Origin of the sequence: Flagellimonas sediminis (assembly GCF_010500845.1) — a bacterium.
GTDB lineage: Bacteria > Bacteroidota > Bacteroidia > Flavobacteriales > Flavobacteriaceae > Flagellimonas > Flagellimonas sediminis.
Window position 1 is genome coordinate 92,157 of record NZ_JAAAMI010000002.1, and the last position, 22,254, is coordinate 114,410.

Annotated in this window: 22 protein-coding genes; 5 read left to right on the forward strand and 17 right to left on the reverse strand. The window is 40.0% G+C overall.

Going from position 1 to position 22,254, the window contains the following annotated elements; genetic code table 11:
* Positions 1 to 63 precede the first annotated feature (63 nt).
* Positions 64 to 954 (forward strand): hypothetical protein, encoded by an 891-nt coding sequence (locus GTK07_RS04940; protein ID WP_163633656.1) that lies wholly within the window; start codon positions 64 to 66, stop codon positions 952 to 954.
* A gap of 5 nt (positions 955 to 959) precedes the next feature.
* On the opposite strand, the gene GTK07_RS04945 is transcribed toward GTK07_RS04940, so the two are convergent.
* From GTK07_RS04945 to GTK07_RS19165, 13 genes are all read right to left on the reverse strand, one after another.
* On the reverse strand, positions 960 to 1,670 hold the full coding sequence (locus GTK07_RS04945) for an acetolactate decarboxylase (RefSeq protein ID WP_163633658.1): 711 nt from the start codon (positions 1,668 to 1,670) through the stop codon (positions 960 to 962).
* Positions 1,671 to 1,680: 10 nt separating this feature from the next.
* Positions 1,681 to 2,658, reverse strand: a complete 978-nt coding sequence (locus GTK07_RS04950) for a permease (RefSeq protein ID WP_163633660.1) — start codon at positions 2,656 to 2,658, stop codon at positions 1,681 to 1,683.
* A 22-nt stretch (positions 2,659 to 2,680) separates the two neighbouring features.
* Positions 2,681 to 2,917, reverse strand: coding sequence for a thioredoxin family protein (locus GTK07_RS04955; RefSeq protein WP_163633662.1), 237 nt, complete (start codon positions 2,915 to 2,917; stop codon positions 2,681 to 2,683).
* Positions 2,918 to 3,073: 156 nt separating this feature from the next.
* A complete protein-coding gene (locus tag GTK07_RS04960; protein ID WP_163633664.1) occupies positions 3,074 to 5,479 on the reverse strand; it encodes a TonB-dependent receptor in 2,406 nt (801 codons plus the stop codon).
* Between the two features lie 38 nt (positions 5,480 to 5,517).
* Positions 5,518 to 6,642, reverse strand: a complete 1,125-nt coding sequence (locus tag GTK07_RS04965; protein WP_163633666.1) for a DUF4249 domain-containing protein — start codon at positions 6,640 to 6,642, stop codon at positions 5,518 to 5,520.
* A 388-nt stretch (positions 6,643 to 7,030) separates the two neighbouring features.
* On the reverse strand, positions 7,031 to 7,393 hold the full coding sequence (locus GTK07_RS04970) for a helix-turn-helix domain-containing protein (RefSeq protein ID WP_119646495.1): 363 nt from the start codon (positions 7,391 to 7,393) through the stop codon (positions 7,031 to 7,033).
* A gap of 4 nt (positions 7,394 to 7,397) precedes the next feature.
* Positions 7,398 to 7,634, reverse strand: coding sequence for a type II toxin-antitoxin system HigB family toxin (locus GTK07_RS04975; RefSeq protein ID WP_235855398.1), 237 nt, complete (start codon positions 7,632 to 7,634; stop codon positions 7,398 to 7,400).
* A 143-nt stretch (positions 7,635 to 7,777) separates the two neighbouring features.
* On the reverse strand, positions 7,778 to 8,689 hold the full coding sequence (locus tag GTK07_RS04980) for an RES domain-containing protein (protein WP_119646493.1): 912 nt from the start codon (positions 8,687 to 8,689) through the stop codon (positions 7,778 to 7,780).
* Between the two features lie 142 nt (positions 8,690 to 8,831).
* Positions 8,832 to 9,287 carry a DUF6730 family protein gene (locus tag GTK07_RS04985; RefSeq protein WP_119646492.1) on the reverse strand — a complete coding sequence of 152 codons (456 nt, stop codon included), beginning with the start codon at positions 9,285 to 9,287 and terminating at the stop codon, positions 8,832 to 8,834.
* A gap of 4 nt (positions 9,288 to 9,291) precedes the next feature.
* Positions 9,292 to 10,158, reverse strand: coding sequence for a relaxase/mobilization nuclease domain-containing protein (locus GTK07_RS04990; RefSeq protein ID WP_235855397.1), 867 nt, complete (start codon positions 10,156 to 10,158; stop codon positions 9,292 to 9,294).
* 5 nt (positions 10,159 to 10,163) lie between these two features.
* The gene (mbpA, locus tag GTK07_RS04995; RefSeq protein WP_116218978.1) at positions 10,164 to 10,460 is read right to left on the reverse strand and encodes a mobilization protein MbpA; all 297 of its coding nucleotides are present in this window, start codon (positions 10,458 to 10,460) and stop codon (positions 10,164 to 10,166) included.
* Positions 10,461 to 10,590: 130 nt separating this feature from the next.
* The gene (locus GTK07_RS05000; protein ID WP_119646671.1) at positions 10,591 to 10,878 is read right to left on the reverse strand and encodes a helix-turn-helix domain-containing protein; all 288 of its coding nucleotides are present in this window, start codon (positions 10,876 to 10,878) and stop codon (positions 10,591 to 10,593) included.
* 146 nt (positions 10,879 to 11,024) lie between these two features.
* The gene (locus tag GTK07_RS19165; protein ID WP_183114787.1) at positions 11,025 to 11,195 is read right to left on the reverse strand and encodes a hypothetical protein; all 171 of its coding nucleotides are present in this window, start codon (positions 11,193 to 11,195) and stop codon (positions 11,025 to 11,027) included.
* 872 nt (positions 11,196 to 12,067) lie between these two features.
* On the opposite strand from GTK07_RS19165, the gene GTK07_RS05010 reads away from it, so the two are divergent.
* Positions 12,068 to 14,488, forward strand: coding sequence for an FtsX-like permease family protein (locus tag GTK07_RS05010; RefSeq protein WP_163633670.1), 2,421 nt, complete (start codon positions 12,068 to 12,070; stop codon positions 14,486 to 14,488).
* Between the two features lie 2 nt (positions 14,489 to 14,490).
* On the opposite strand, the gene GTK07_RS05015 is transcribed toward GTK07_RS05010, so the two are convergent.
* The gene (locus GTK07_RS05015) at positions 14,491 to 15,621 is read right to left on the reverse strand and encodes a tyrosine-type recombinase/integrase (protein ID WP_119646488.1); all 1,131 of its coding nucleotides are present in this window, start codon (positions 15,619 to 15,621) and stop codon (positions 14,491 to 14,493) included.
* Positions 15,622 to 15,807: 186 nt separating this feature from the next.
* A complete protein-coding gene (gene mnmE / locus GTK07_RS05020; protein WP_163633672.1) occupies positions 15,808 to 17,178 on the reverse strand; it encodes a tRNA uridine-5-carboxymethylaminomethyl(34) synthesis GTPase MnmE in 1,371 nt (456 codons plus the stop codon).
* 87 nt (positions 17,179 to 17,265) lie between these two features.
* Here mnmE and GTK07_RS05025 point away from each other — a divergent pair, with 87 nt between their 5' ends.
* The 3 genes from GTK07_RS05025 to GTK07_RS05035 all read left to right on the forward strand — a co-directional run bounded on the left by GTK07_RS05025 (position 17,266) and on the right by GTK07_RS05035 (position 19,752).
* A complete protein-coding gene (locus tag GTK07_RS05025; protein ID WP_163633674.1) occupies positions 17,266 to 17,628 on the forward strand; it encodes a DUF4870 domain-containing protein in 363 nt (120 codons plus the stop codon).
* A gap of 85 nt (positions 17,629 to 17,713) precedes the next feature.
* The gene (locus tag GTK07_RS05030; protein ID WP_163633676.1) at positions 17,714 to 18,376 is read left to right on the forward strand and encodes an acetyltransferase; all 663 of its coding nucleotides are present in this window, start codon (positions 17,714 to 17,716) and stop codon (positions 18,374 to 18,376) included.
* Between the two features lie 71 nt (positions 18,377 to 18,447).
* Positions 18,448 to 19,752 (forward strand): phenylacetate--CoA ligase family protein, encoded by a 1,305-nt coding sequence (locus tag GTK07_RS05035; RefSeq protein ID WP_163633678.1) that lies wholly within the window; start codon positions 18,448 to 18,450, stop codon positions 19,750 to 19,752.
* Between the two features lie 42 nt (positions 19,753 to 19,794).
* Here the strand turns inward: GTK07_RS05035 and GTK07_RS05040 are convergent, their stop codons facing one another.
* Positions 19,795 to 20,877 (reverse strand): hypothetical protein, encoded by a 1,083-nt coding sequence (locus GTK07_RS05040; RefSeq protein WP_163633680.1) that lies wholly within the window; start codon positions 20,875 to 20,877, stop codon positions 19,795 to 19,797.
* A 156-nt stretch (positions 20,878 to 21,033) separates the two neighbouring features.
* A complete protein-coding gene (gene dnaN, locus GTK07_RS05045; protein WP_163633682.1) occupies positions 21,034 to 22,152 on the reverse strand; it encodes a DNA polymerase III subunit beta in 1,119 nt (372 codons plus the stop codon).
* Positions 22,153 to 22,254 lie beyond the last annotated feature (102 nt).

A 22,254-nucleotide genomic window follows, 5' to 3' on the forward strand; every position in this document is an offset into this window, starting at 1 on the left:
TGTATTTGGTTTCGGGACCATGCCGCATTGCGGCATGGTCCCTCAATCTAAAAATCAGGAGCCATGAAACAAAGTGTTTATATCGTTTTGTTTATGCTATTGGGTCTATGGGGAGCATTTGCCCAAAAAACAAGCAAGCAAAACACCGCAGAGGAAAAATCCTATGTTCTTGTAGACTTGAGTTACATGAACGACGCCATCTTTATGGGTAGGAGCGATTCCATTGCTGCTCCCTACTTACTGCCTTCCATTGGATATTATGACAAGTCGGGTCTGTTTGCTGATGTAACGGCTTCCTATCTGACAAGCTCAGGTAATCAGCGTGTGGACCTTTTTTATGTCACTGGGGGATACATGTTCGATACCAAGAATTGGAGCGGTGGTCTTTCGGGAACCGCGTATTTCTACAATCAGGATAGTTACAATGTGCAATCGGAAGTGGTGGCAGATATTACGGGATTGCTCAGTTATGATTTTAAATTGTTGGAGCTTTCCGTATATGCGAGTACTTATTTCAATAAGAATAGTTCCCTGGATCTTTTCTTGGGTTTTATGGTAGATAAACCAATTTACGCAATGAAGAAACAACTGCTTATCGACCCCAAGTTTTCAATCTTTGCCGGATCACAATATTTTTATCAGGAATATTACACTACAAGTCGCTTGGGGAACAGAAAGGGCCAAGGCAAAGGTCAGGGAGGTTCATCCATAACAGAAGAGGTCATCAATGTAGAAATAGCGGAAGCTTCGGAATTCAATGTGCTCAATTTGGAGTTGGGTCTGCCCGTACACTACCAACATAAGCATTTTATTTTCTCGTTCTCACCCACGTGGGCATTTCCACAAACCCCTGCTACCCTCACCACGGATGACGGGGTTTACAAAGAAGATTTGAAAAATGTATTCTATTGGTCCGTAGGCGTAAGTTATTGGTTCAAGACCAAAAAGAATTGATCGGATTACTTCCGTTTGGGCAGGTACAATTTATAGGATGACGACTTTGTGCTGATTTCGTCCAAATGACCCATGAATGTTTTGTCCTTCTTCAAAAAATGGATGTGTACAAAGCTATTGGCATGGGTAAACACTCCTTGATGGTTTTCGGAATAAAACCCAACAAGTTCACCTTGGGTATCACCAAACGTAAATTTTTGGGACTTGACACCTTCGCGATATCCTTCTACTTCTGGATTCCTAGGGGTGACGATATGGGCCGTGAGTTCATCAAAAGCTCCTTTGATGATAAAGGGGAAAGGTTTTTGTAAATCATATCCGTTAGCCTGTGCTATGGATGCCACAACATCTTGAATACCTTTCACACAATTGAAAGAACTGGTAATTTTAAAAACCTTCCATTCCTTTACATCGGCATATACAAAAAAAGGTGATTGAATGTCCCACTCGGTAGACACTTGGTATTTTCCTTCTTCAAAGGCAGTGGCAAAATAGGGCTTACCATCAACAACGGTGATTTCACCTTTCATTCTATCGTAAGGACCCATGCCATATAAATGGGATTTTGGTGAAATGGTATCCAATAAAACATGGAGATCATAGGTGCTGCCCATATCTTTCATGGATCCAATGGAATGTACCTTGGGCATTTGGGCATTGAGTTGACAACCAACAAAAATGTAAAAAAGGATAGGTAATAGATTCAAGTTTTTCATTTCGGTATTATTACAATATCATGTTGAAAAGATAACCCGAAACCATGATGCAGAGCATAACAACACCAAAAAATATTCCAATTAATTTCATTGTCATCACCTTTTTCAGTAGCATGGCTTCTGGTAAGGAAAGACCAACTACTCCCATCATAAAAGCGATGGCCGTTCCTAAAGGAATGCCTTTGTCTACCAAAACTTGTACCACAGGTAAGATACCGGAGGCGTTGGAATACATGGGTACCGATAATAGTGTTGCAATGGGAACGGCAAATAGATTGTCTTTGGCCATGTATTTTTCAAAAAAACCAGATGGAATGTATCCGTGCATCAATCCACCAATGGCAATACCGATGATGACGTACGGTAGAACACCTTTCAAAATTTTTAAGGCTTCCTGCCAAATGATGGGCAAACGTTGTTTGAGCGTTTGTTTTTCAGCTACAAATCGATTTTGTTCCATCTGTGCGTTGGCAAGAACTTCTTTTACCCAAGGGGTCAGGTGTTTTTCCAGTTTCAATTTTTGAAGGATCAGTCCTGAAATCGTTCCTAGCAAAACTCCACTGACCACATAAAGTAGTGTTGTCCTCAGTCCAAATAGCCCCACGAACAATCCTATCGCCACCTCGTTCACCAAAGGGGAAGTCACCAAGAAGGCAAAAGTGACACCCAAAGGAATTCCACCTCGAACAAAACCGATGAACAAAGGAACCGAGGAGCAGGAGCAAAAGGGGGTGACCACCCCAAAAAGGCTGGCCATTAAAAATTCGGCACCGTACAGTTTTTTGCGGGACAAGTAGTTTTTGACCTTATCAATGGGGAAATAACTGTTGATAACACCCATTATAACGACTACTGTGAAGAGCAGCAATAAAATTTTGATGCTGTCATAAATGAAAAAGTCAAGCGCCTTGGCCAAGTGATCTTCAGGTGGCATCCGCAAAACATCATAAACAAGCCATTTGGCCATCCGTTCCAACCAATTGAACATCGTGCTTGAAAATAGGGATTGGTTAATTTAATAAGGCCAATACTTCTTCCTTGGAGGGTATACGACCTTTCATGACCACTTTTTCATCTACCACCAATGCAGGGGTGATCATCACATTATATTGCATTATTTCCAGGATGTCCTCCACTTTTTCCACAGAAGCATCCAATTTATTTTCACTAATTACCTCTTTTACTACTTTAGTCAGGTTTTGGCATTTGGGGCATCCGGTCCCCAGGATTTTCACAGTATGTTTCATCCCGATGTATCTTTAAAATTTTTGACCCATTATTCGATAACGGTCAATTCAAAGGTACGCTGGCCCAATGGGGCATACTGTGACATTTGTCACTTAGGACAAATCTTGAAAAACACCTTAGCCGTTTCCCCTTTAGTCAGGTTAAGCTTTCAAAAATTATTGAAAAACAAAATTATAGGTCAGTGAAATCAATGGGCTGTTGATAATGGAAAGCTCGTAGGCGCCCAGGGGACTGTTCAGGAAAACCTCGGAATTTTCGGTGCCGTTGCGTTGTGTATAATAAATGCTGTACGGGTTTTTTCTTGCGTATAGGTTGTAGATGGTAAAGGTCCAGTCACCCGACCATCGCTTGCTCCTGCTTTTTACCCCTCTAATGTTCCATGAGAAATCCAGCCTATGATATACGGGCAAACGGGCATTGTTTCTCTCCAAAAACAAAGGTGTATCTATTCCTTCAATGGTTATAATGCCATTGGCCGCCGTATAGGGCCTACCAGTCTGGGCCGTAAAATTGATGCTCCATGTGTTGAACTTGTCCGTCTCAAAGTTTACGGTTCCGTTAAAAACGTGCGTTCTATCGAAATCTGAAGGGTACCAGTCATTGTTGTTGATCCTGTCCCCAATGTTATCAACTTGAGATCGTAAAAGGCTTCTGGACCAAGTATAATTGACCCAACCGTTGATATCCCCCGTTGATTTTTTAAAACTGAGTTCCGCTCCATAGGCTTTGCCTTCACCTTGAATAACATCTTGGTTTATATCATCACTGAGGAAAAAGTCGGCTCCCGGTCTATAGGTCAATACATTTTGTGCCCTTCGGTAGTAGCCCTCCAAGGAAACTTCCAGTTCATTGTTCCATAGATTTTTGTATAGCCCCAGGCCATAACTGTCACTTTTCTGCGGCTGCACGTAGGGATCGGCTGTCTTCCAACGAGAAGTCGGTACAGGGGTAGTGCTATTGTATATGTTTTGTAGGTATTGGTTCAGCCTTGCATAGCTGGTTTTCAAGGAAGTGGTTTCCCCTAATTTCCAGTTTAGGCCCAGTCTCGGCTCAATACCATTATACGTCTTGACTCCAGCACCTTTTTCGAATTCCTTAAAACCCAATGGTTCCCCAGTAACCTCATCATAGAAGTTCTGGGTATAGGGACCTACCAGTACAAAATGACTGAAACGGAGACCTCCGGAGAGCGAAAGCTTTTCCAAAGCAGACCAATCGATGTTGGCATAACCATTAAATTCATAGCTTGTCTCTTTTTCCAAGGAAACGGACAATACGTCCGAAGTACCGGGGTCCAAAGCTCCCGGACTTATCGTATACCGATTGGCCTGCGCCCCGATATAATAATCTATTGCAGCACTGACATTTTTAGAATATTCAGATATAAAACTGAGATAGTTGATTTTCGATTTGTAAACAATATCATTATCGATGTCCCGTTCTGGGAAAATTATTTTTGGGGTATAGTCACTGGCCAATAACACGGTCCGGAGATTGGCATTGTTGGAAAAACTGTGGGACCAGTTCAAGGTGCCGTTCAACGTACTGAAATCATATTGATTGTTTTCTGCGTTAACGTTTTGGATTTGGGTAACAAGATCAAGTTGATAAAAATCCTTTGACACAAATCCGGTAAGTGAAATTTGGTCTTTTTCCGATGCCAGATACAAAAGCTTTAAAGTACTATCGTAAAATCGGGCCTTGGTGTCTTTAAGACGCTCGGAAAAAAGCGGCAACAAAAAATCCGTAAATCCTGCCCGCACCCCAGCGAACAACATCAGTTTGTCCTTTACCAGAGGGGTCTCCACATTCAGCCTGCTGGAAACTAGACCGATTCCCCCGGTCAGTTTCAATTTGTCCACATAGGGATTCTTCACTTTTAAATCGAGCACGGAGGTGGCCCTTCCACCATAGCGGGACGGAATGTTGGCACGGTAAAGCTCCGTAGAGGATATGGCATCCGGGGTAAATACCGAAAAAAGGCCAAAAAGGTGGGTTGGATTAAAGATGGGAGCATAGTCGTAAAGGATCAGGTTCTGGTCCAAAGAGCCTCCCCTGATCGAAAGGCCATTGCTGATTTCCCCTGCATTGTTAACACCTGGCAAAAGGACCATTGAGCGCAGTACATCGGACTCTCCCACAGCCGAGGGAATCATCTTCAGTTCTTTTGGTGTTAAACGTACCACTCCCATTTGTGGTATATTGAGGTTTTCATCCATCTTCTTTGCCCTTACAATGACCTCGGAAAGTTCTTCATTTTTTTCAGTAAGCATGATGTTCAAAGAAATATTCTGGTTCAATACTACATGCCTAACCTCGGAAGCGAAACCAATGTAGGAAACGGTAACTTGGTAGTTGGCTTCTGGAAGGGTGATGGAGAATCTTCCCTGTTCATCCGATACACCTCCACATCTGCATGGTTCAATCCCTATTTCTGCATTCTCCACACCAATGCCAGTGTTCATATTCAAGATCTTGAATGACATCTGGTATTCCTGTGCACGTATTTCCTTTACGAAAGAAATGGCGATCAGGGCTGCTAAGAGATAATATGGCCGCATGTGTTGAACACTATTTTGTAATCACCGAATATTCCAAACTAGTTACCAATCCAGCCTTCTGGACGAATAGACGTTCTTGTCCGAGATTCGTCACAGGGTGCTGTGGTAATATTTGGCCTATATGGTGGGTCTGTTTCCGATATCGGGTCCAGGATGCTTTCAATCATATCTTCCAATATTTGGTTGCGCTCTATAAAAATAGAAGCCTGTGAGGTGGAAGCGGCAGTGAACCTACCCAGTATGATTTCATCAGTATTGCCCGGGTTAAAGATGTTTCCAACTACCACAGAGGGAGGGGGAGCATCAAAATTTCCGTTGTTGTCGACAATATCCTTAAGTCTTTTGTAGTATTCATAGGCATCGTAGGATACCGAAACCTGTTCTAATTGGACCAAAATATTTTCCTTGTTGTATAATAAGACATTGCCAACGGGCAGGTTACGGATAGAGGTGCCATCACTAAATTTGTCGTCATAAATTTCAATACTCTCGTTGAACCTTATCCTCCAACAGTTCTGCTCGCAATAGTATACAAAATAATATCCTGATGCTCCTGAGTTATTCGGCTTACATTCGCCATCCCTAAAATTACCTCCATAGCATACCTCGCAATACGTCTGTCTTTCAAATGAACGGAAACGCCAGAAATAGTAATTTTTCTTGTTCGGGGGATCTTCAAAATCTACCAAAATGGAATGACCGGGAACAAATTTTCCTGAGTCCTCCCTAAAAATGACCTCTTTGTTATACTCGGCTCGAATTTTAGAAACTTCCACCGGCTCAACAACGGTTTCAGGTCGGGATTTGTAATTTCTTCCATCGGCCAAAACAACATCCAGTTCCCAAGTTTCCCCTGTGGCTACCACAAAATCTTCTGAAGGGACATACACATCCTCCCTTTCTTCCAAGAGAAGTATTTGGCCCGTATCAACATTGGTAAAGGTTACCGTGGCCCCTTTTTGAAAAAGGTTCCGATAAATACCAAAATCTGAACTTGTTTGATTTATAGTTACATACGAAGTGCCCGGTACGGAAGAAGCCAATCCTTCAATGATGATTTGATCCCCAATGAAGATATACTCAGGAGCTACAGGATCCACACATCCGAAGTAGAGGAGGGAAAGAAGAGCAGGAACCACAAAACCAATTAGTTTTTTAAACATATAGAGCTGGATAAACGAAGGTTATAAATTTTGAAAAATCGGGGTTGTTTTGATTCACCAATTGTTGATTCCGTTTATTTCAATTTCAAATTTTTTAATCTTGAATATAACATAAAAACTTCAGCGTTCAGTATTTAGGGAATTTCTCCAGATATCCTGCATCCATACGATGTTGTAAGATAAAAAGTAATGAAATGACCTGAGAAATACCGTGAACGAGTTATCAACAAAATATTGATAATCAATTTAATATAATAAAAAAATAGTAGGATTACTTCCCTATGCAATATCTTACAGTGCCCATGAATAGGGGAGTGGAGAGGTTAGGGGTGGAAAAAAGGTGTACCCTTTTTGTTGCCTTTATTGTTCTTTTGTTTGTTAACAACTTCTATTGAAGAATAATGTCACTGTCAATGTTCAACTTTTGGTGTAAAGCCTTGGCAACGTTCAAAGTAATTTCACGCTTTCCATTTAGGTAATCACTGATTCGCGACGCACTGGTGTTTAAAAGTGCAGCCAGGTCTTTTCTTTTCAGGCCCATTTCAAACATACGAAGCTCGATCATTTCTTGTAGGGTGGGTAATCCGATAGGGAAATGAATCTCCTCGTATTGTTCTATAATATCAGTAACCTCCATAAATTCCTTGGCCAATGGGTCATCGGTTGGAGTGTTGTCATCAACTACATCTATCAACTCTTCTAAGCGAAGGTTTGCTTTGACGTATTCTTCGTGTGTTATTAATTTTCCCATACCACTATAATTTATCAATGTTCTTTATTTTGTTGTAATCCTTATGATTCCCGACCCATCGAATTAATACTTTCTTGAATTTAAACCGTACAATGGCCACTATCCGATAGTGGTTACCTTTAACATTAAAAACAAATCTCCCATTTCCAACGCTATCAGCCGAATTGAAAGTATTCTTCAAGTCCGAAAAACTTTCCCATTCTGCTTTATTTGCTTTTTTATACCAATCTTGCAAAGCCACTTTGGCATTGGTTTCTTTTGAAAAATATTCCCTTAGCTTTTTAAATGAAATAACGTGCAATTGATAGATAATGTTTATTTAGAATGTAAAGATACATTAAAATTACACTAAATGTAATTAAATTTCAATATTTGTAATAGTTTTTAATTTCTATCTCCCGTAAATCTTTGAAAGCTGTCTAAAACATCACGGTCATAAACATTCTTTCTTCTCCAGCTCATTTTGCCATTTTCCAATTCTCCAACTAATCCAATTGAAAAAGCCGCGGTACCCTCAATCATTTTCATAATTTTAAATTGAAATACTTTATGCAGAACCATATGATTGTCTACAAAGTTTGGGTGAAAAGCCATATTAGCATAGGTCTCTTCTGTTGAAAAACTAGGATACAGAATAAAGTCATTGTAAATATCTTCAAACATTAGCTTCTTTGAAATAAAAGATGAAAGAGAATATCTAGGGTCTTTTAATCTATATGCGTTACCAATGAAGTTTGTGAGAGCCATATAGTGGTCATTAAGTTTTGGATAGTTTTTATTCCATAGTTTAAGTTGGTCGTTATGGACATTCTGAGTGAATTCCCACCATGGGTTGTGGCGTTTCAAGGAAACAGGAAGCAAGCATGCAAGCTTAATCGGTCTATTTACCTTAATTTTCCAAACACTTAAGAAACCGACATCTTCAATTTTTGGTTTCATTTCGTGTATAGCAGAATTTGCACTATCAGAACAATAAAAAACAGAAGTTCCGGCAACATTTGATCGTCCATTTTTTCTACATAGGCTTGGAGAAGGATAGGAATAAGTGTTTACTAGATTTGTATCAGTGGATTTAAAATCAATATTCATTCTTACTCTATAGAAATAAAAGTTTTCAAATGCTTCAGGATGTAACTTTTCTTTTGCACTAGGGAGTATTAGGGCATTATCATAGTAAAAATTGTTAATCTCTTTAAATGATTTATCTGAAAAATCTGAGCCTAGCAATGAGTCGAGATTTTTTTTGTATCTGTATAGTGGAGGAAATGAGTTTTCTTCACTTGGCAATAAAAACATATCCTAAATAACTTATCGTATTGAATTTAACTTAAATATTATCTAACCCCAAATCTTACCCCAAACTTTGCGCGTGGATCCTGTGGAATTTCTTCCGTGTTCGGGAAGATAAGCGAGAAGAAGAAATTCTATAGGGCGCAAACTACTTTTTGCCCTTGGCGTTGCGCCATTCTTCATAAAGGACACCTGCCTCTGCGTTTTCCTCCATAAATCGCTCATAGTGCCGAACAGCATTGCTTTCACCTTCAGAAAAGGCAGCTTCCTCTTTTTCGGATATTCGCGAAACCTGAAATAGGGCATACACTAAAATCAATAATATGATTACCGATAATGCCCAAAACAGTTTTACTGACCACTTAGGCAAGGCCATTGACCTTTTAGTATGATAGATTACGTTTGCCAACAGCTTATTTTGTTCTTCCATCACCTTTTTTTGGGAATCGTTGTATCCTTTGAGGATATGGTCGATTCCCGAAGAGTCTGGTTGAATTTTAAGAGTTTTTATTTCTTGTTGCAATTTTTCCAATCGGTTAACGGAGGTTTCAAAACTTCTTATTTCCTCGGTCAACAGTTCTGCTATTTCGTCCAGTTTTGCCATAATTCTATATTTCTATTCCAACTCCTTTACCTATGGTTCTTTTAATGGTTTGTTTGATAACCTTTGCCGCTATTTTGGTTGCAAGGTTTGGGGTGACAGACACTGTTTTCCCCAATAGATGCATTGCCTTTTCTGTTCTAGCCTTTTCAATGGCATTTTGGTTGAATCCGATTCGTTCCGCTATTTTATTCATTGACATGGAACGGTGTACCTCACTACCTTTTAGGTTTTGCCCGGCGAATTCGAACCGAAAACCCTGCAATTGGTTCTGTTTGTTGATAGAAGGGATGACCTTTACGGGATGACCTTCCATAGCCTTTATGTACTGGTCAAAGTCCCTTGGCCTGACCTCGCTAATCACTTTTTCATGGATTCTTTTGAGAATGATCCTTGCATCCCTGGCCTGTTCCATTTTCTGTTGTTGAACATCACGTACTGTAGTCAATCCCATTTCTTTTGCAACTCTTTCGGCAGCCAATTGACTTCGTTTTCCAATGAAATTATCCTTGTAGGCCTGACCTTGAAAATTGATACGGTTTGTATAGAGATGGATATGTACATGTTGCCTGTTTCTGTGGACAAAGGCAATAGCTTGGTTCTCCTGTAATTTCATCTGTTTTAAAAAGCGTTCAGTTATTTCCCTCAATTCTTTGTTTTCCATTTTCTTGCCATCCTTAATAGTAGGGCTTAGCACAAAGCTGAGTGTATTCTTTTTACACAGTTCGTTTTGCTGTTGGATTATTTTGAACTCCTCAGTGATTTCTTTGGGAGTTTCCCCGGCCAAATATTGGCTGTGAATAATTTCAGGCTTCTTTTCTTCTCGAAGCCCATAGGTCATTGATGCCGATGTGTGCGATATGGATTTCCCCATGCCAATCATCTTTTGAATTTTAAAAGGTGTTCCCTGATCTCTTTTGCTAATTGGGTGACTTCTTCAGAAAGTCGAGGGTTCCGCTTTCTGAACATATTTCCGATCCGTTTGAAATTGTTTTGATAATTGACCAACAGCTTATAGGCTTCAATTTGATCTTCGGTAAGACGTTCAATGATTCTGTCATCAAAGGCGGCTCGGCGACAATATTCGCTAATTGACAAACCCGATTTTTTGGCCTTAACCTTCAACAGTTTTTTCTCATAGACAGAGCACCTGAATTGTACGAATTCTCTTTTCATACATCTTTTTCCCTTTTGCGACCTTCGGGAGCAAAAGCAAGATTTGTCATGACAATGACACATCTTGAATTCTCACTCAAACGGGTAAAACTTTTCCATACCTGAATCAATTTTTTCTCCCTCCCCATTACTATTTTGTGTTATTGTTTAGACTGTACTTAAGAGCTTCGGATTCTATTTCTTCTTTTGATTTTCTCCCATTCTGCAACAACCAGACATTAAGCTTTTTCTTCTCAAAGAATATCATTTTACCGTTGGGTTTGGAGTGTGGAATCTTTCTTGTAGAAGTCAGTTTATAAAGAAAACTTCTGGAGATTCCCATGTATTCACAGGCTTCTTCAAAGGTCAGTACTTCTTTATTTGCAATTAGTAATCGCTCGATTCTGTCGAGTCGTTGTTCTAGTTCGATATTATCCATTATCATAAAAATTATAGTTTGACAATAGACAAAGGCCTTTGTTCTTTTTATTAGAATTCTGATGCTAAGCTAGTATGGGAAGGGAAAAGAAAAGTACGCCTTATCAGCAATGCATACATATTCGGAAGAAAGGCAAGCAAAGAATGTTATAAACTTTCAAAAATGGCCTTTAGGTCTTCGCTTCGGTTGGAAACGGGGGTTCTGGATTTAGCATCTTTGATGGTAGAATACTTATAGGGTTTGCCATCTTTTCTCCGTATAGTATCCGATCTTTTGAAAAAGTCAATAAGGCTCAATGAGTTTGTAGGGAACTTCAATTTAAAAAGTTCATAGAATTCCCGACAGCTTGGGGCATCCAGTTTAAAAAATATTTTAGAATTGTGAGTATGCCAATCTTTTAAAAAGACTTCAATAAAATCATCCAGATTTGTTTGTTCCGAATGAATCATATCGTATTGGACAAAACCATTGTATAACTTTTGTAATTGATTTTTGGTAATGGAAATATTGAAATTATCCTGCTTCTTTAGCTTTTCCTTGATTTTTGGAATAAATACATTTTTAAATCTTTTAGACCATGTTATTTGGGATAGTAGAATCCCACCAAAGAAAATGAAGACATTAGCGTAAAAAAAGAAGGATTTCGGATTGTCAGAATATTTCAATAGTGATGTATAACTACCGTGCATCAATAATAGGCCTATCCCGTAGAATACCAATCGTGGCCGTTCTACGTATTTGTCCCATCCTACGGGTTCATTAAACATATAACGAGCAAAGAAGACGATATAGGGAATAAGCAGACGTATATAAACGTAAGCAAAGCATAACCATAAAACTATTTGATAAGAATTGACTTGCATTTCCCCAAGTTAACATTTTAGCGGATTTCAGATGTTTAAGATGGTCGTGTTTTATTCTCTGTAGCAAAGAATATTCTACTTTAGTTGGAACTGTATCCCAATTTCAATGTAAATACTTTTGACAAATACCGTCAATTTTTTTTACACAAGAAGATAACTTAAGTTGAATGGAAATATTGTATATGATTGATTATTAACCCACTATGATTGTGGCATAAAAATAGGTATAGTAAATTAGTATGTCTTAACTACAAATGCGAATTGCCTAATCGTTTGTAAAGTTTGCCATTTATCTATCAATAATAAAGACCAAAAAACGGACAATCATGTTTAAAAACTATCTGAAAATCGCCTGGCGGAACCTTTCCAAAAACAAGGGATATACCTTTATTAATGTGGGTGGATTGGCCCTGGGATTGGTTGTTACAATGCTCATAGGACTGTGGATTCATGATGAACTTACCTTTAATACCAATTTCAAAAACTATGGGAGCATTGCACAGGTGCTTGTGAACAAAACTGACAATGGTGAGACCCTTACCCGGTACAACCATCCCTATCCTTTGGCCGATGAACTGCGGAGCGTCTATTCCGACGATTTCAAATATGTTGTCATGAGTTCCTTCCCAGGGGACAATGTACTATCCGTCAAAGAAAAAAGCCTGAATGGATATGGCGCTTTTATGGAAAAAGATGTCCTTCGTATGTTCTCGTTCCACATGTTGAAGGGTAATCAAAATGCGCTCGATGACCCCAGTTCCATTGTAATTTCAGAATCTATGGCCAAAGCGTTTTTCGGCTCCGAAGAACCCATGGGTAAAACCATGAAGCTTAACAATGACAGATATGTTACCGTTGAAGGCGTTTTTGAAGATTTGCCCCAGAATTCAAACGTCTTTGAAGCCCTCTCGGCCTTTTCGGAATCCAAAGAACTCCAATTTATTGCCCCATGGGACCTCTACGTATCCATGAACGATTGGGTAAAAGCGGCACGTGACCAAAAACTATGGGACAATAATTCTTACCAATTATATGTACAAATAGCCAATGGGCCTGCAATGTTTGGCGTGAGTGATAAGATCAAGAATACGCTTAGCGACCACGTTCCAGATCCAACCAAACGGAGCAATCCCCAAATCTTTCTCCATCCCATGAAGGATTGGCATTTGAGGTCCAATTTTAAGAATGGCGTATCTATCGGTGGGGCAATCCAGTATGTGCGCATGTTCGGTATCATTGGATTTTTTGTACTGTTGTTAGCATGTATCAATTTTATGAATTTGGCCACGGCCCGCGCCCTAAAACGTGCCAAGGAAGTAGGCATTCGAAAAACGGTTGGATCGAACAAAAACCAATTGATAGGGCAGTTTATGCTCGAATCATTGCTGGTTACCCTTTGTGCCTTTGTATTGGCCTGTATACTTGTTGGTATTCTTCTGCCATTGTTCAACAATTTGGCGGACAAACAGATTATTTTTCCCCTTGTCAACCCAATCTTTTGGTCCATTGGCTTGGGGTTGGTATTGGTCACCAGCCTTTTGGCCGGAAGTTATCCGGCACTGTACCTCTCTTCCTTCCGTCCGGTAAAAGTGTTGAAAGGAACCATCCGCACCGGTAAAACGGCAATGTCCTTCCGTAAAGCTTTGGTCGTGGTCCAATTTACGGTTTCCATCATTTTGGTGGTCGGTACGGTGGTGGTCAATCGGCAAATCCAGCATTCCAAAGACCGGCCTATAGGTTATGATAAAAACGGACTTATCATGGTTGAAAAATACACTGAGGATTATGAGGGTAAGTACAATGCCTTTCGTGAAGCCTTGAAAAAGAGTGGGGCAGTAGTCGAAATGGCGGAATCTTCAAGTCCGTTGACCGAGGTATGGAACAGTAACTCAGGCTATGATTGGGAAGGCAAGGATCCCGATTTTATGACCAATATGGTAACCTTTTACGTATCGCATGATTATGGAAAGACCGTGGGTTGGGATATGGCCCAAGGACGGGATTTTTCAAGGGATTTTGCCTCAGACTCCACTGCCTATATCCTGAACGAAGCTGCCGTAAGATATATGGGGCTGCAAGACCCGATCGGGAAAACAATCCGATGGTACGATGGGGAACATAAAGTCATAGGGGTGGTTAAAAATCTATTGACCGAATCACCATTTGAGCCTATAAAACAGGCTATTTATGCAATAAATTACAATCAAACAAATTGGATTAACCTAAAACTGGCACCTGAGAAAAGCCTTGCAGAATCGCTCGCCCAAATTGAAACGGTCTTTCAGAAGTTCGCCCCCGGTGTTCCATTCGAATACCAATTTGTTGATGCTGCCTTCGGAAACAAATTCAAAGCAGAGGAGCGTATGCGAAAATTATCTGGAATCTTCTCTTTACTCGCCATTTTTATAAGCTGTCTAGGACTCTTTGGTCTAGCTACCTTTATGGCGGAACAGCGCACCAAGGAAATCGGTGTCCGAAAAGTATTGGGGGCATCTATACTGAGCCTTTTCAAAATGCTTTCCAAGGATTTTGCATTATTGATAATTGTTTCGGGCCTAATTGCGATTCCTGTATCCTATTATTTTATGCAGCAATGGTTGGAAAATTACACCTACCGTATAGGGGTTCCATGGTGGGTTTTTGTGGCCACCATTTTGGGTGTATTGTTGGTTGCCCTTTTTACTGTAAGCTATCAAGCAATCCGGGCGGCAACTATTAACCCTGTAAAAAGTTTGCGAACGGAATAAATTTACCTAAAATTTAATTCAGGAATCATATTAGCTGCTTCTTTCATTTTCTCATCAATGATTTTGGTATAGATTTCGGTAGTGCGAATTTCACGATGACCTAATCTTTTTGAAACAGTGTAAATATCCGCTCCGTTCTCAAGCAAGAGAACTGCGTTGGTGTGTCTGGCACTGTGAAAAGTAATATGTTTAGTAATTCCCGCACGCATGCACCATCGCAATATTTCAGTATTATAAATGGCTCCATATTTCAATCCTTTAAATGCTCGCTCATTATTATGCGTCCTTTTGCCCAAAAATTCCCTGGCCTGCTCGGAAATATATAAGTATTCTAGACTATCCGTTTTCTTTTGTCTAAAGATGATTCTTGCACCATTATCCTCATCACGGACTTCTGCCCAAATCAGTTTATTGATATCGCTCCACCGTAACCCTGTTAGGCAACTAAAAATAAAGGCATTCTTTAGAACTGGATACTTACACTTGGTGTTGGACAGTGCCTGTAATTCGGAATAGGTAAGGTATTCGCGTTTCGATTCGGCTTGTTCAAAGCCTTTGACAGATTTAAGTACATTTTCATCAAGATAATTCTCCGTATAAGCTTCCCGTAAAGCGGCCTTAAATTTATTGAAATAGGTGTACTTAGAATTTTGGGACAGGGGAGTATTGCTCTTGGTTTTGGCTTTGGTATCTAAATACCGTTTAAAACCTTTTACGAAATCCGTATCTATATCCTTTAGCTGTTTGTGTGGCGGACAGTATTTTTCGATATGTTTTTGGGCGGCATCCCAATTGCCATAATTTGCTTTCGTTTCAAAGCGGTCTTCTTTTAGTTTATCAAAATAGTCCAAAAAGGCAATTTCACCCTTTTTACCATCCCTAATTTTATATTTACCTTGAACATATTCTGCTTTTCGTATAGCAAGAATATTGTCTGCCAGCTCATAAATTTCTTTGTTCTTTCTCTTCTCCTCGGATGTGCTAGGTTTTTCTAAAGGATATAATTTCAAATATTCGAATCTTCTTCGATGCTTTTTTGTCCCATTCCTGTCAATGATATAGCCGTCATAATATTCAATATACAGACTCAATTTATCATTCCTTAACCGTTTACTTTTCAAATTGATTTTCATAGTATTTCAATTTTACGAGGTGTAATTTTTTACACCTTTTCACCTTTTTTACACTTCGAGGTGTAAAAAAGGTGTAATAAAAGTAGCAAGGTGAACAAATAAAAGATAAAATTAGATAGAGAAGTTATTAACAAAACATTGATAATCAACTATATATAAATAAATGAAAATATTGGAAAAATCAAATTACTTCCCTATGCAAAAATTAGAGAAAATGTTGCCCAAAAGATCATCTGTGGTAACGCTACCCGTGATTTCTCCCAGATGGAATAGGGCTTGACGAATGTCGATGGCCATCAAATCACTGGATAGGTCCATATCCAATCCTTCCTTCACTTTTTGGATTTCCTCCAAAGCTTTTAAAAGGGCATCGTAATGCCTGCTGTTAGAGATGATGGTCGTATCGCCGCTCAAAGCACCGGAATCTACCAATGAAAGCAATTGACTTTCCAGGTCCGAAATACCGATTTTGTGCTTGGCCGATAGGAACAGCACATTGGGTACGTCCAATTTGATGTTTTCCATTTGGGCGTCGCTCAAAAGATCCATTTTATTGCAGATGGGCAGGATTTGTTTGTTGGGGTATTTTTTTTGGAGTTGTTCCAACACTGAAGATTCAAAATGTTCTCCTTCAAAAAGATAGATAATAAGTCTGGCCTGTTCAATTTTACCGAAGGTACGTTCAATCCCAATTTTTTCAACCACATCCTGCGTCTCACGGATGCCAGCGGTATCGATAAACCTAAAATTGATGCCCTTGATGCTGATATGGTCCTCCACGGTATCCCTTGTTGTCCCGGCAATGTCGCTCACTATAGCACGCTCCTCGTTCAACAGTACATTGAGAAGGGTAGACTTTCCTACATTGGGTTGCCCCACAATGGCCACGGGAATGCCGTGTTTGATTACGTTGCCCAAGGCAAAGGAATCAATGAGTTTTTTTAATACGTCACTGATTTTTCCCAATAGTTGATTGAATTGTGTACGGTCGGCGAACTCTACATCTTCCTGTGAAAAGTCCAGTTCCAGTTCTATCAAGGAGGCAAAATTGAGCAGTTCTTCACGTAACTTTTGGATTTCATTGCTGAACCCTCCCCTCATCTGCTGCATGGCGATGTCGTGTGCAGCTTCGCTATCGCTTGCTATAAGATCAGCAACGGCCTCCGCTTGGCTTAAATCCATTTTGCCATTGAGAAAGGCCCGAAGCGTGAATTCCCCGGCCGAAGCGGTACGGCACCCTTTTCTCAACAAAAGTTGAATGACCTGTTGTTGAATGTAGGGAGAACCATGGCAGGATATTTCCACCACATTTTCCCCAGTGTAGGAATGTGGTCCTTTAAAGAGCGATACCAATACCTCGTCCAAGATTTTAGAATCATCCACAATATGTCCCAAATGGATGGTGTGACTTTTTTGTCCGGTCAGTTTCTTGCTTTTGACCGATTGAAAAATGCTATCAACCAAGGAGACGGCATCTGGTCCGGATACCCGGATGACTGCAATGGCACCGGTTCCCGAAGGGGTGGCTAGGGCAATAATGTTATCTGTGTACAACATGTTGGCAAAAATACAAATTAGCTGGCTGCTGTAACATTTAGACAAAAAAGGATACTAATTGGTTATAATCATCAAAATCAATCAAAAATGGAAGTCATCAATGAAAAAGTTATTAGAAGGGACAATACTATGTTGGCCATTACCCATCTTACGCAATTATTGTCCTATGCCATTGGTTTTGGGGGATTCATCACTCCTCTGATCATATGGTTGTCCTCAAGAAACAGTGTAGAAGGAATGGATGAGCACGGAAAGGCCATCATCAATTTACAGTTGAGCCTTTTCCTTTATATCATTATCAGCATTCCCTCCATTTTATTATTAGGGTTGGGAATATTGGGTTTGATCGCAACGGGTATTCTTGGGTTTGTCTTGCCCATTGTAAATGCTGTAAGAGCTTCTAATGGGGAATCTCCGTCGTATTTTCTTACCATTAAATTCTTGTCATAGATCTTTTTTGCAGATAGATCAATTTATTTCATTTAAGCAAAACAAATATGTAATTTTCACCTGTAAATTTGCTTAAACCAATAAGTTGGAAGAAGTTGTGATTTTTGGTGCCTCAGGCCATGGCAAGGTCACCATTGATATTCTGGAATGTATGGGAAACCATGAAATCATAGGTTTTCTGGATGCAAATAAACAGCAGGGCACCCAAGTTTTGGGCTACCCTGTCTTTGGAGGTATGGAACAAGTTCCCGAATTGCTCCAGAAAAAGCCTGACCTTAAGTTTTTTGTGGCGATTGGCGATAACTGGGCTAGATATAACGTGATCCAACAATTAAAAAACATCAATTCCAATGTTAGCTTTGTGAATGCCATACATCCAAATGCCATCATAGGGAAAGGGGTAAAACTTGGCACTGGAATTATGATTATGGCAGGCTCCATTGTTAACACTGATAGTAGTATTGGTAACTTCACTATTGTGAATACCAGATCTAGTGTAGGGCATGAATCCTGTCTTATGGAATTCAGTAGTCTTGCACCAAATACAACACTTGCGGGTAATGTGGAAATAGGAGCTTTCTCGGCAATTTCCATGAGCACAACCATTTTAAACAGAAGAAAGATTGGCGAACATACCGTTGTTGGAGCAGGCTCTCTAGTTACCAAGGATGTAAAGGACCATGCAGTTTATTATGGAATCCCGGCCGTTTTTATTCGGTCTAGGAATGAAGGTGACAAATATTTGTAAATACTTTGATCCTTGCTGGTATGTTTTAAACTTTAATAATAGATTTAGCAGGATTACCAACATTTTCCTTGATGAGCTTATTGAACGTATTTCGGCGTGAAGCCTTCTGGTTTTTGGATATGATTAAGGGGTCGCCTATTAAAAATCATCTCAATGAAATTGCCGGTATTGTTGGAAATCCGGAAAGTTCAGAATCCCTGGAAAAAAGAAATCAGAACTTGACCCTGCTACTTGAACATGCGATTAGTACCACCAATTTTTATAAAGAATATAAGGGTTTAAAGTCCCTTCAAGATTTCCCTGTCATCAATAAGAATATCATTCTGGATAACTATGAAAGGTTCAAATCTGATGTTTTTGTAAAGAGTAAATTGACCAAAGTTTCTAGTAGTGGATCTACCGGTATTCCTTTTAAAATCTATCAAAATGGGAATAAACGGCTGAGAAATACGGCAGATGTACTTTACTTTTCAGAATCTGCTGGAACAATCTTGGGTAATAGGCTTTATTTCTTCAAATTATGGGATTTTAAGAATCGAAAGAACAAATGGGTGTCCAAAATGCAGAACATCCATGCCCATAGTGTTATGGATGCGGATTCAGGATCTTTGAAAAAGCTAGTGTCCCTTATTGAAAAAGACAATCAACCCAAGAATATTTTGGGGTACCCGTCCTTCTTTGAAGAATTGTGCCAATTTTTGGATGGACAGACAACCAAGCCGAATTTTAAAAATGTCAGTTCCATTATATCGTTTGCAGAAAAATTGAAGAATTCTGAAAAGTCGCGAATGGTCAACTATTTTGGTGTTCCCGTTTTTGAGCGCTATTCAAATCAGGAAAATGGCATTTTGGCCCAGCAAACTTTTATTTCTCCCGAACAGTATGTGTTGAATTGGGGAAGTTATCACTTTGAGTTTTTACAGTTGGATAATGATCTTCCCGCAAGAAATGGCGAATTGGGCCGTGTCGTGGTGACCGATTTCTTCAATTACGCCATGCCTATGATCAGATATGACACAGGCGATCTTGCCGTATATGAGGTTAATGAAGAGGGAACAGTTTATCTGACCTCCATTGAAGGACGAAGAATCGACCAGATATTCGATATACAAGGAAATCCAATTTCTTCCCACTTTCTATATTTGATTTTGGAGTTTGGCGCTATCAGGCAATTTCAATTTGTTCAAAAAGGGGAGAAGGAATATCTGGTAAAACTCAATGCCAAGAAACAACAGGTAAATGAGGAAAAAATCTCATCTTACTGTAAAAGCCGATTGGGAACCAATGCCCATATTTCATTTGAATATGTAGATGAGATTCCTTTACTGGCATCAGGAAAACGAAAGAAAATAGTAAATGAGCATAAAAAAAGCTAGAGCGTTAACTCTAGCTTTTTTATTTAAGGTTTCTTGTTTGGATTAATCCTTGCAAACATCGGCATGGGCAATCACATAAATATCTCCGGAAAGGTTTTCTTCGATATAGTATTGACCAGGTGCTACGGTAGGCTCTCCATTTTTGGTAGGGAACATAGCGCTACCAGCGTAAGTATGCGTGTCGGAAACATTATAGGCTGCATCAATGTTATAGGTAACAGTAACATTGCCATCAATATAGCTTACGTCTACAGTACCAACCAATTCTCCTTTAGAAATGTCACACTGACCTGCACCGGCATACACATCGTAAGTAGCTTGGGTTCCTTCTGCCAATGGGCCAATGCTCCAGCCCCAACGGCTGAATCCCTCACCGATAAAGCAAGTGTTACCGTCGGTACCACGAGCGAAAGCTGTTTCGCAGGAGGGTTCAGGTTCGCAACCAAGTGGAATGGTAACAATCACACTTTGGGTTCTTCCTGTTGGAATCAAAACTACGGCCATAACTTCTCCTGCCCCTGGTTCATATCCTTCGCCATTGGCAATGGCAGCATCCACAATTTCCTGTCCTTTGGTTCTACTCCAATCACTGCCCAAGTAAGCGCAGGTCACACAATTTTTATCATCAATCAATTCCCAAATGGCCCATTGAACATCTCCAAAGGTATAAGCGCCTCCACTTGGGCTAGCTTGCCCAACGAAATTTTGGTTTACGATCCAGTTGATCAAATCGAAGTTTCCTGGTTGTTCAAACGCTCCTGCAGGAAGCTCCGCGTAGCTGGAATATACGTTGTAATCATAACATTCATCAGCACCAAGGGAAAGGTCCACATCCACACACCAAGCAGCGTAATTTCCTGCAAGTTCAGTATCATTGATGGTTAGGTCAAAATACGCTCCTAACAAGCTTCCTTCGCCTTTAGATGTTGTACAGGCACTTACCATGGAAGGAAGGGTAGGCAAAAGGCTTACTGTACAATCGGGAGTTTCCTCAGTTTCAGGTTTTGTTTTTTCAACCTTGGCTTTACCAGCAACACCATCTATGGAGTTGTCAACCGGTTCAACCTCGCAAGAAGTAAAGCCTATTGCGAATATGGCAATTAAAGCTATTGTAATTTTTTTCATGTTCAATGGTTTAAGGTTTACATTTTTAATCTGTTAAAAGTATGCAAAAGAGAATCGCATAAACCTTCATCCACGATGAATGAAGAGGATAGATCGATAAACTACCTAATAGCAGAAACCTAAGAAAATGGCAATGAACACCTTGTAAGAAGTCTCCTAATTGTTTAACATTACGGGCATTACAAGCATGGTTACGTGCTCTCCCTCATCTAATCCATCGATAGGAGTAAGGATTCCCGCTCTGTTGGGCAAACTCATTTCCAAAGAGACATCGTCAGAAGAAAGGTTGTTGAGCATTTCCACTAAAAACCTGGAGTTGAACCCGATTTGCATATCATCCCCTTGGTAGGAACAGGAAAGCCTTTCCTCGGCCTTGTTGCTGTAATCCACATCTTCTGCGGAGATATTCAATTCGGCACCGGCAATCTTCAATCGGATCTGGTGGGTAGTCTTATTAGAGAATATGGAAACCCTGCGAACAGAACTCAAGAACTGGTTCCTTGAAATGGTCAGTTTGTTCGGGTTTTCCTTTGGGATTACGGCTTCGTAGTTGGGATATTTGCCATCGATCAAACGACAGATCAATTCGGTATTGTCAAAAATGAATTTGGCATTGCTATCATTGTACTCAATGGTCACTTCGGATTCAGAGCCAGCCAAAATACCTTTCAATAAGTTCAAGGGTTTTTTGGGCATGATGAATTCTGCAACCTGTGAAGCACTTACGTCCTGTCTTTGATATTTTACCAATTTGTGCGCATCCGTGGCCACGAAGGTCAAATTCTCCGGTGAGAATTGGAAGAACACCCCGCTCATCACCGGGCGAAGGTCGTCGTTACCGGCGGCAAAAATGGTCTTGTTGATGGCAGTTGCCAAAATATCGCCCAACAGGGTGGTAGAGCTTGGGTTGGAAACTTCCACCGCTTTTGGGAACTCGGCCCCATCGGCATAGGCCAAGGCATATTTGCCATGGTTGGAGCTGATTTCCACTGTATTGTTATCCTCAACTACAAAGGTGAGGGGTTGTTCCGGAAACGTTTTCAAGGTATCCAATAACAAACGTGCAGGAACGGCAATGGCACCTTCAGAATCGGAATCCACCTCCAAGACAGAACTCATGGTGGTTTCAAGATCGGATGCGGAAACCGTTAGTTGATTCTTTTTAAGATCGAACAAAAAATTGTCCAAAATCGGAAGGGTGTTACTGTTGTTGATAACTCCTCCCAAAACCTGCAATTGTTTCAATAGATATGTACTGGATACGATAAACTTCATCAAAGAAATTCTTTAGCATTTTTGCCTGTTCCAAGTATATTCAACCGTGAACGGGACTGTTAAAATCGATAAAAGCAAATATATCTTAAATGGTATTAGCAA

What these genes read in the sequence shown, in the direction of transcription:
- GTK07_RS04940 (WP_163633656.1), top strand. Translation starts at nt 64, where the DNA reads ATGAAACAAAGTGTTTATATCGTTTTGTTTATGCTATTGGGTCTATGG.
- GTK07_RS04945 (WP_163633658.1), bottom strand. Translation starts at nt 1,670, where the DNA reads ATGAAAAACTTGAATCTATTACCTATCCTTTTTTACATTTTTGTTGGT.
- GTK07_RS04950 (WP_163633660.1), bottom strand. Translation starts at nt 2,658, where the DNA reads ATGTTCAATTGGTTGGAACGGATGGCCAAATGGCTTGTTTATGATGTT.
- GTK07_RS04955 (WP_163633662.1), bottom strand. Translation starts at nt 2,917, where the DNA reads ATGAAACATACTGTGAAAATCCTGGGGACCGGATGCCCCAAATGCCAA.
- GTK07_RS04960 (WP_163633664.1), bottom strand. Translation starts at nt 5,479, where the DNA reads ATGCGGCCATATTATCTCTTAGCAGCCCTGATCGCCATTTCTTTCGTA.
- GTK07_RS04965 (WP_163633666.1), bottom strand. Translation starts at nt 6,642, where the DNA reads ATGTTTAAAAAACTAATTGGTTTTGTGGTTCCTGCTCTTCTTTCCCTC.
- GTK07_RS04970 (WP_119646495.1), bottom strand. Translation starts at nt 7,393, where the DNA reads ATGGGAAAATTAATAACACACGAAGAATACGTCAAAGCAAACCTTCGC.
- GTK07_RS04980 (WP_119646493.1), bottom strand. Translation starts at nt 8,689, where the DNA reads ATGTTTTTATTGCCAAGTGAAGAAAACTCATTTCCTCCACTATACAGA.
- GTK07_RS04985 (WP_119646492.1), bottom strand. Translation starts at nt 9,287, where the DNA reads ATGGCAAAACTGGACGAAATAGCAGAACTGTTGACCGAGGAAATAAGA.
- GTK07_RS04990 (WP_235855397.1), bottom strand. Translation starts at nt 10,158, where the DNA reads ATGGGGAAATCCATATCGCACACATCGGCATCAATGACCTATGGGCTT.
- mbpA (WP_116218978.1), bottom strand. Translation starts at nt 10,460, where the DNA reads ATGAAAAGAGAATTCGTACAATTCAGGTGCTCTGTCTATGAGAAAAAA.
- GTK07_RS05000 (WP_119646671.1), bottom strand. Translation starts at nt 10,878, where the DNA reads ATGGATAATATCGAACTAGAACAACGACTCGACAGAATCGAGCGATTA.
- GTK07_RS05010 (WP_163633670.1), top strand. Translation starts at nt 12,068, where the DNA reads ATGTTTAAAAACTATCTGAAAATCGCCTGGCGGAACCTTTCCAAAAAC.
- GTK07_RS05015 (WP_119646488.1), bottom strand. Translation starts at nt 15,621, where the DNA reads ATGAAAATCAATTTGAAAAGTAAACGGTTAAGGAATGATAAATTGAGT.
- mnmE (WP_163633672.1), bottom strand. Translation starts at nt 17,178, where the DNA reads ATGTTGTACACAGATAACATTATTGCCCTAGCCACCCCTTCGGGAACC.
- GTK07_RS05025 (WP_163633674.1), top strand. Translation starts at nt 17,266, where the DNA reads ATGGAAGTCATCAATGAAAAAGTTATTAGAAGGGACAATACTATGTTG.
- GTK07_RS05035 (WP_163633678.1), top strand. Translation starts at nt 18,448, where the DNA reads ATGAGCTTATTGAACGTATTTCGGCGTGAAGCCTTCTGGTTTTTGGAT.
- GTK07_RS05040 (WP_163633680.1), bottom strand. Translation starts at nt 20,877, where the DNA reads ATGAAAAAAATTACAATAGCTTTAATTGCCATATTCGCAATAGGCTTT.
- dnaN (WP_163633682.1), bottom strand. Translation starts at nt 22,152, where the DNA reads ATGAAGTTTATCGTATCCAGTACATATCTATTGAAACAATTGCAGGTT.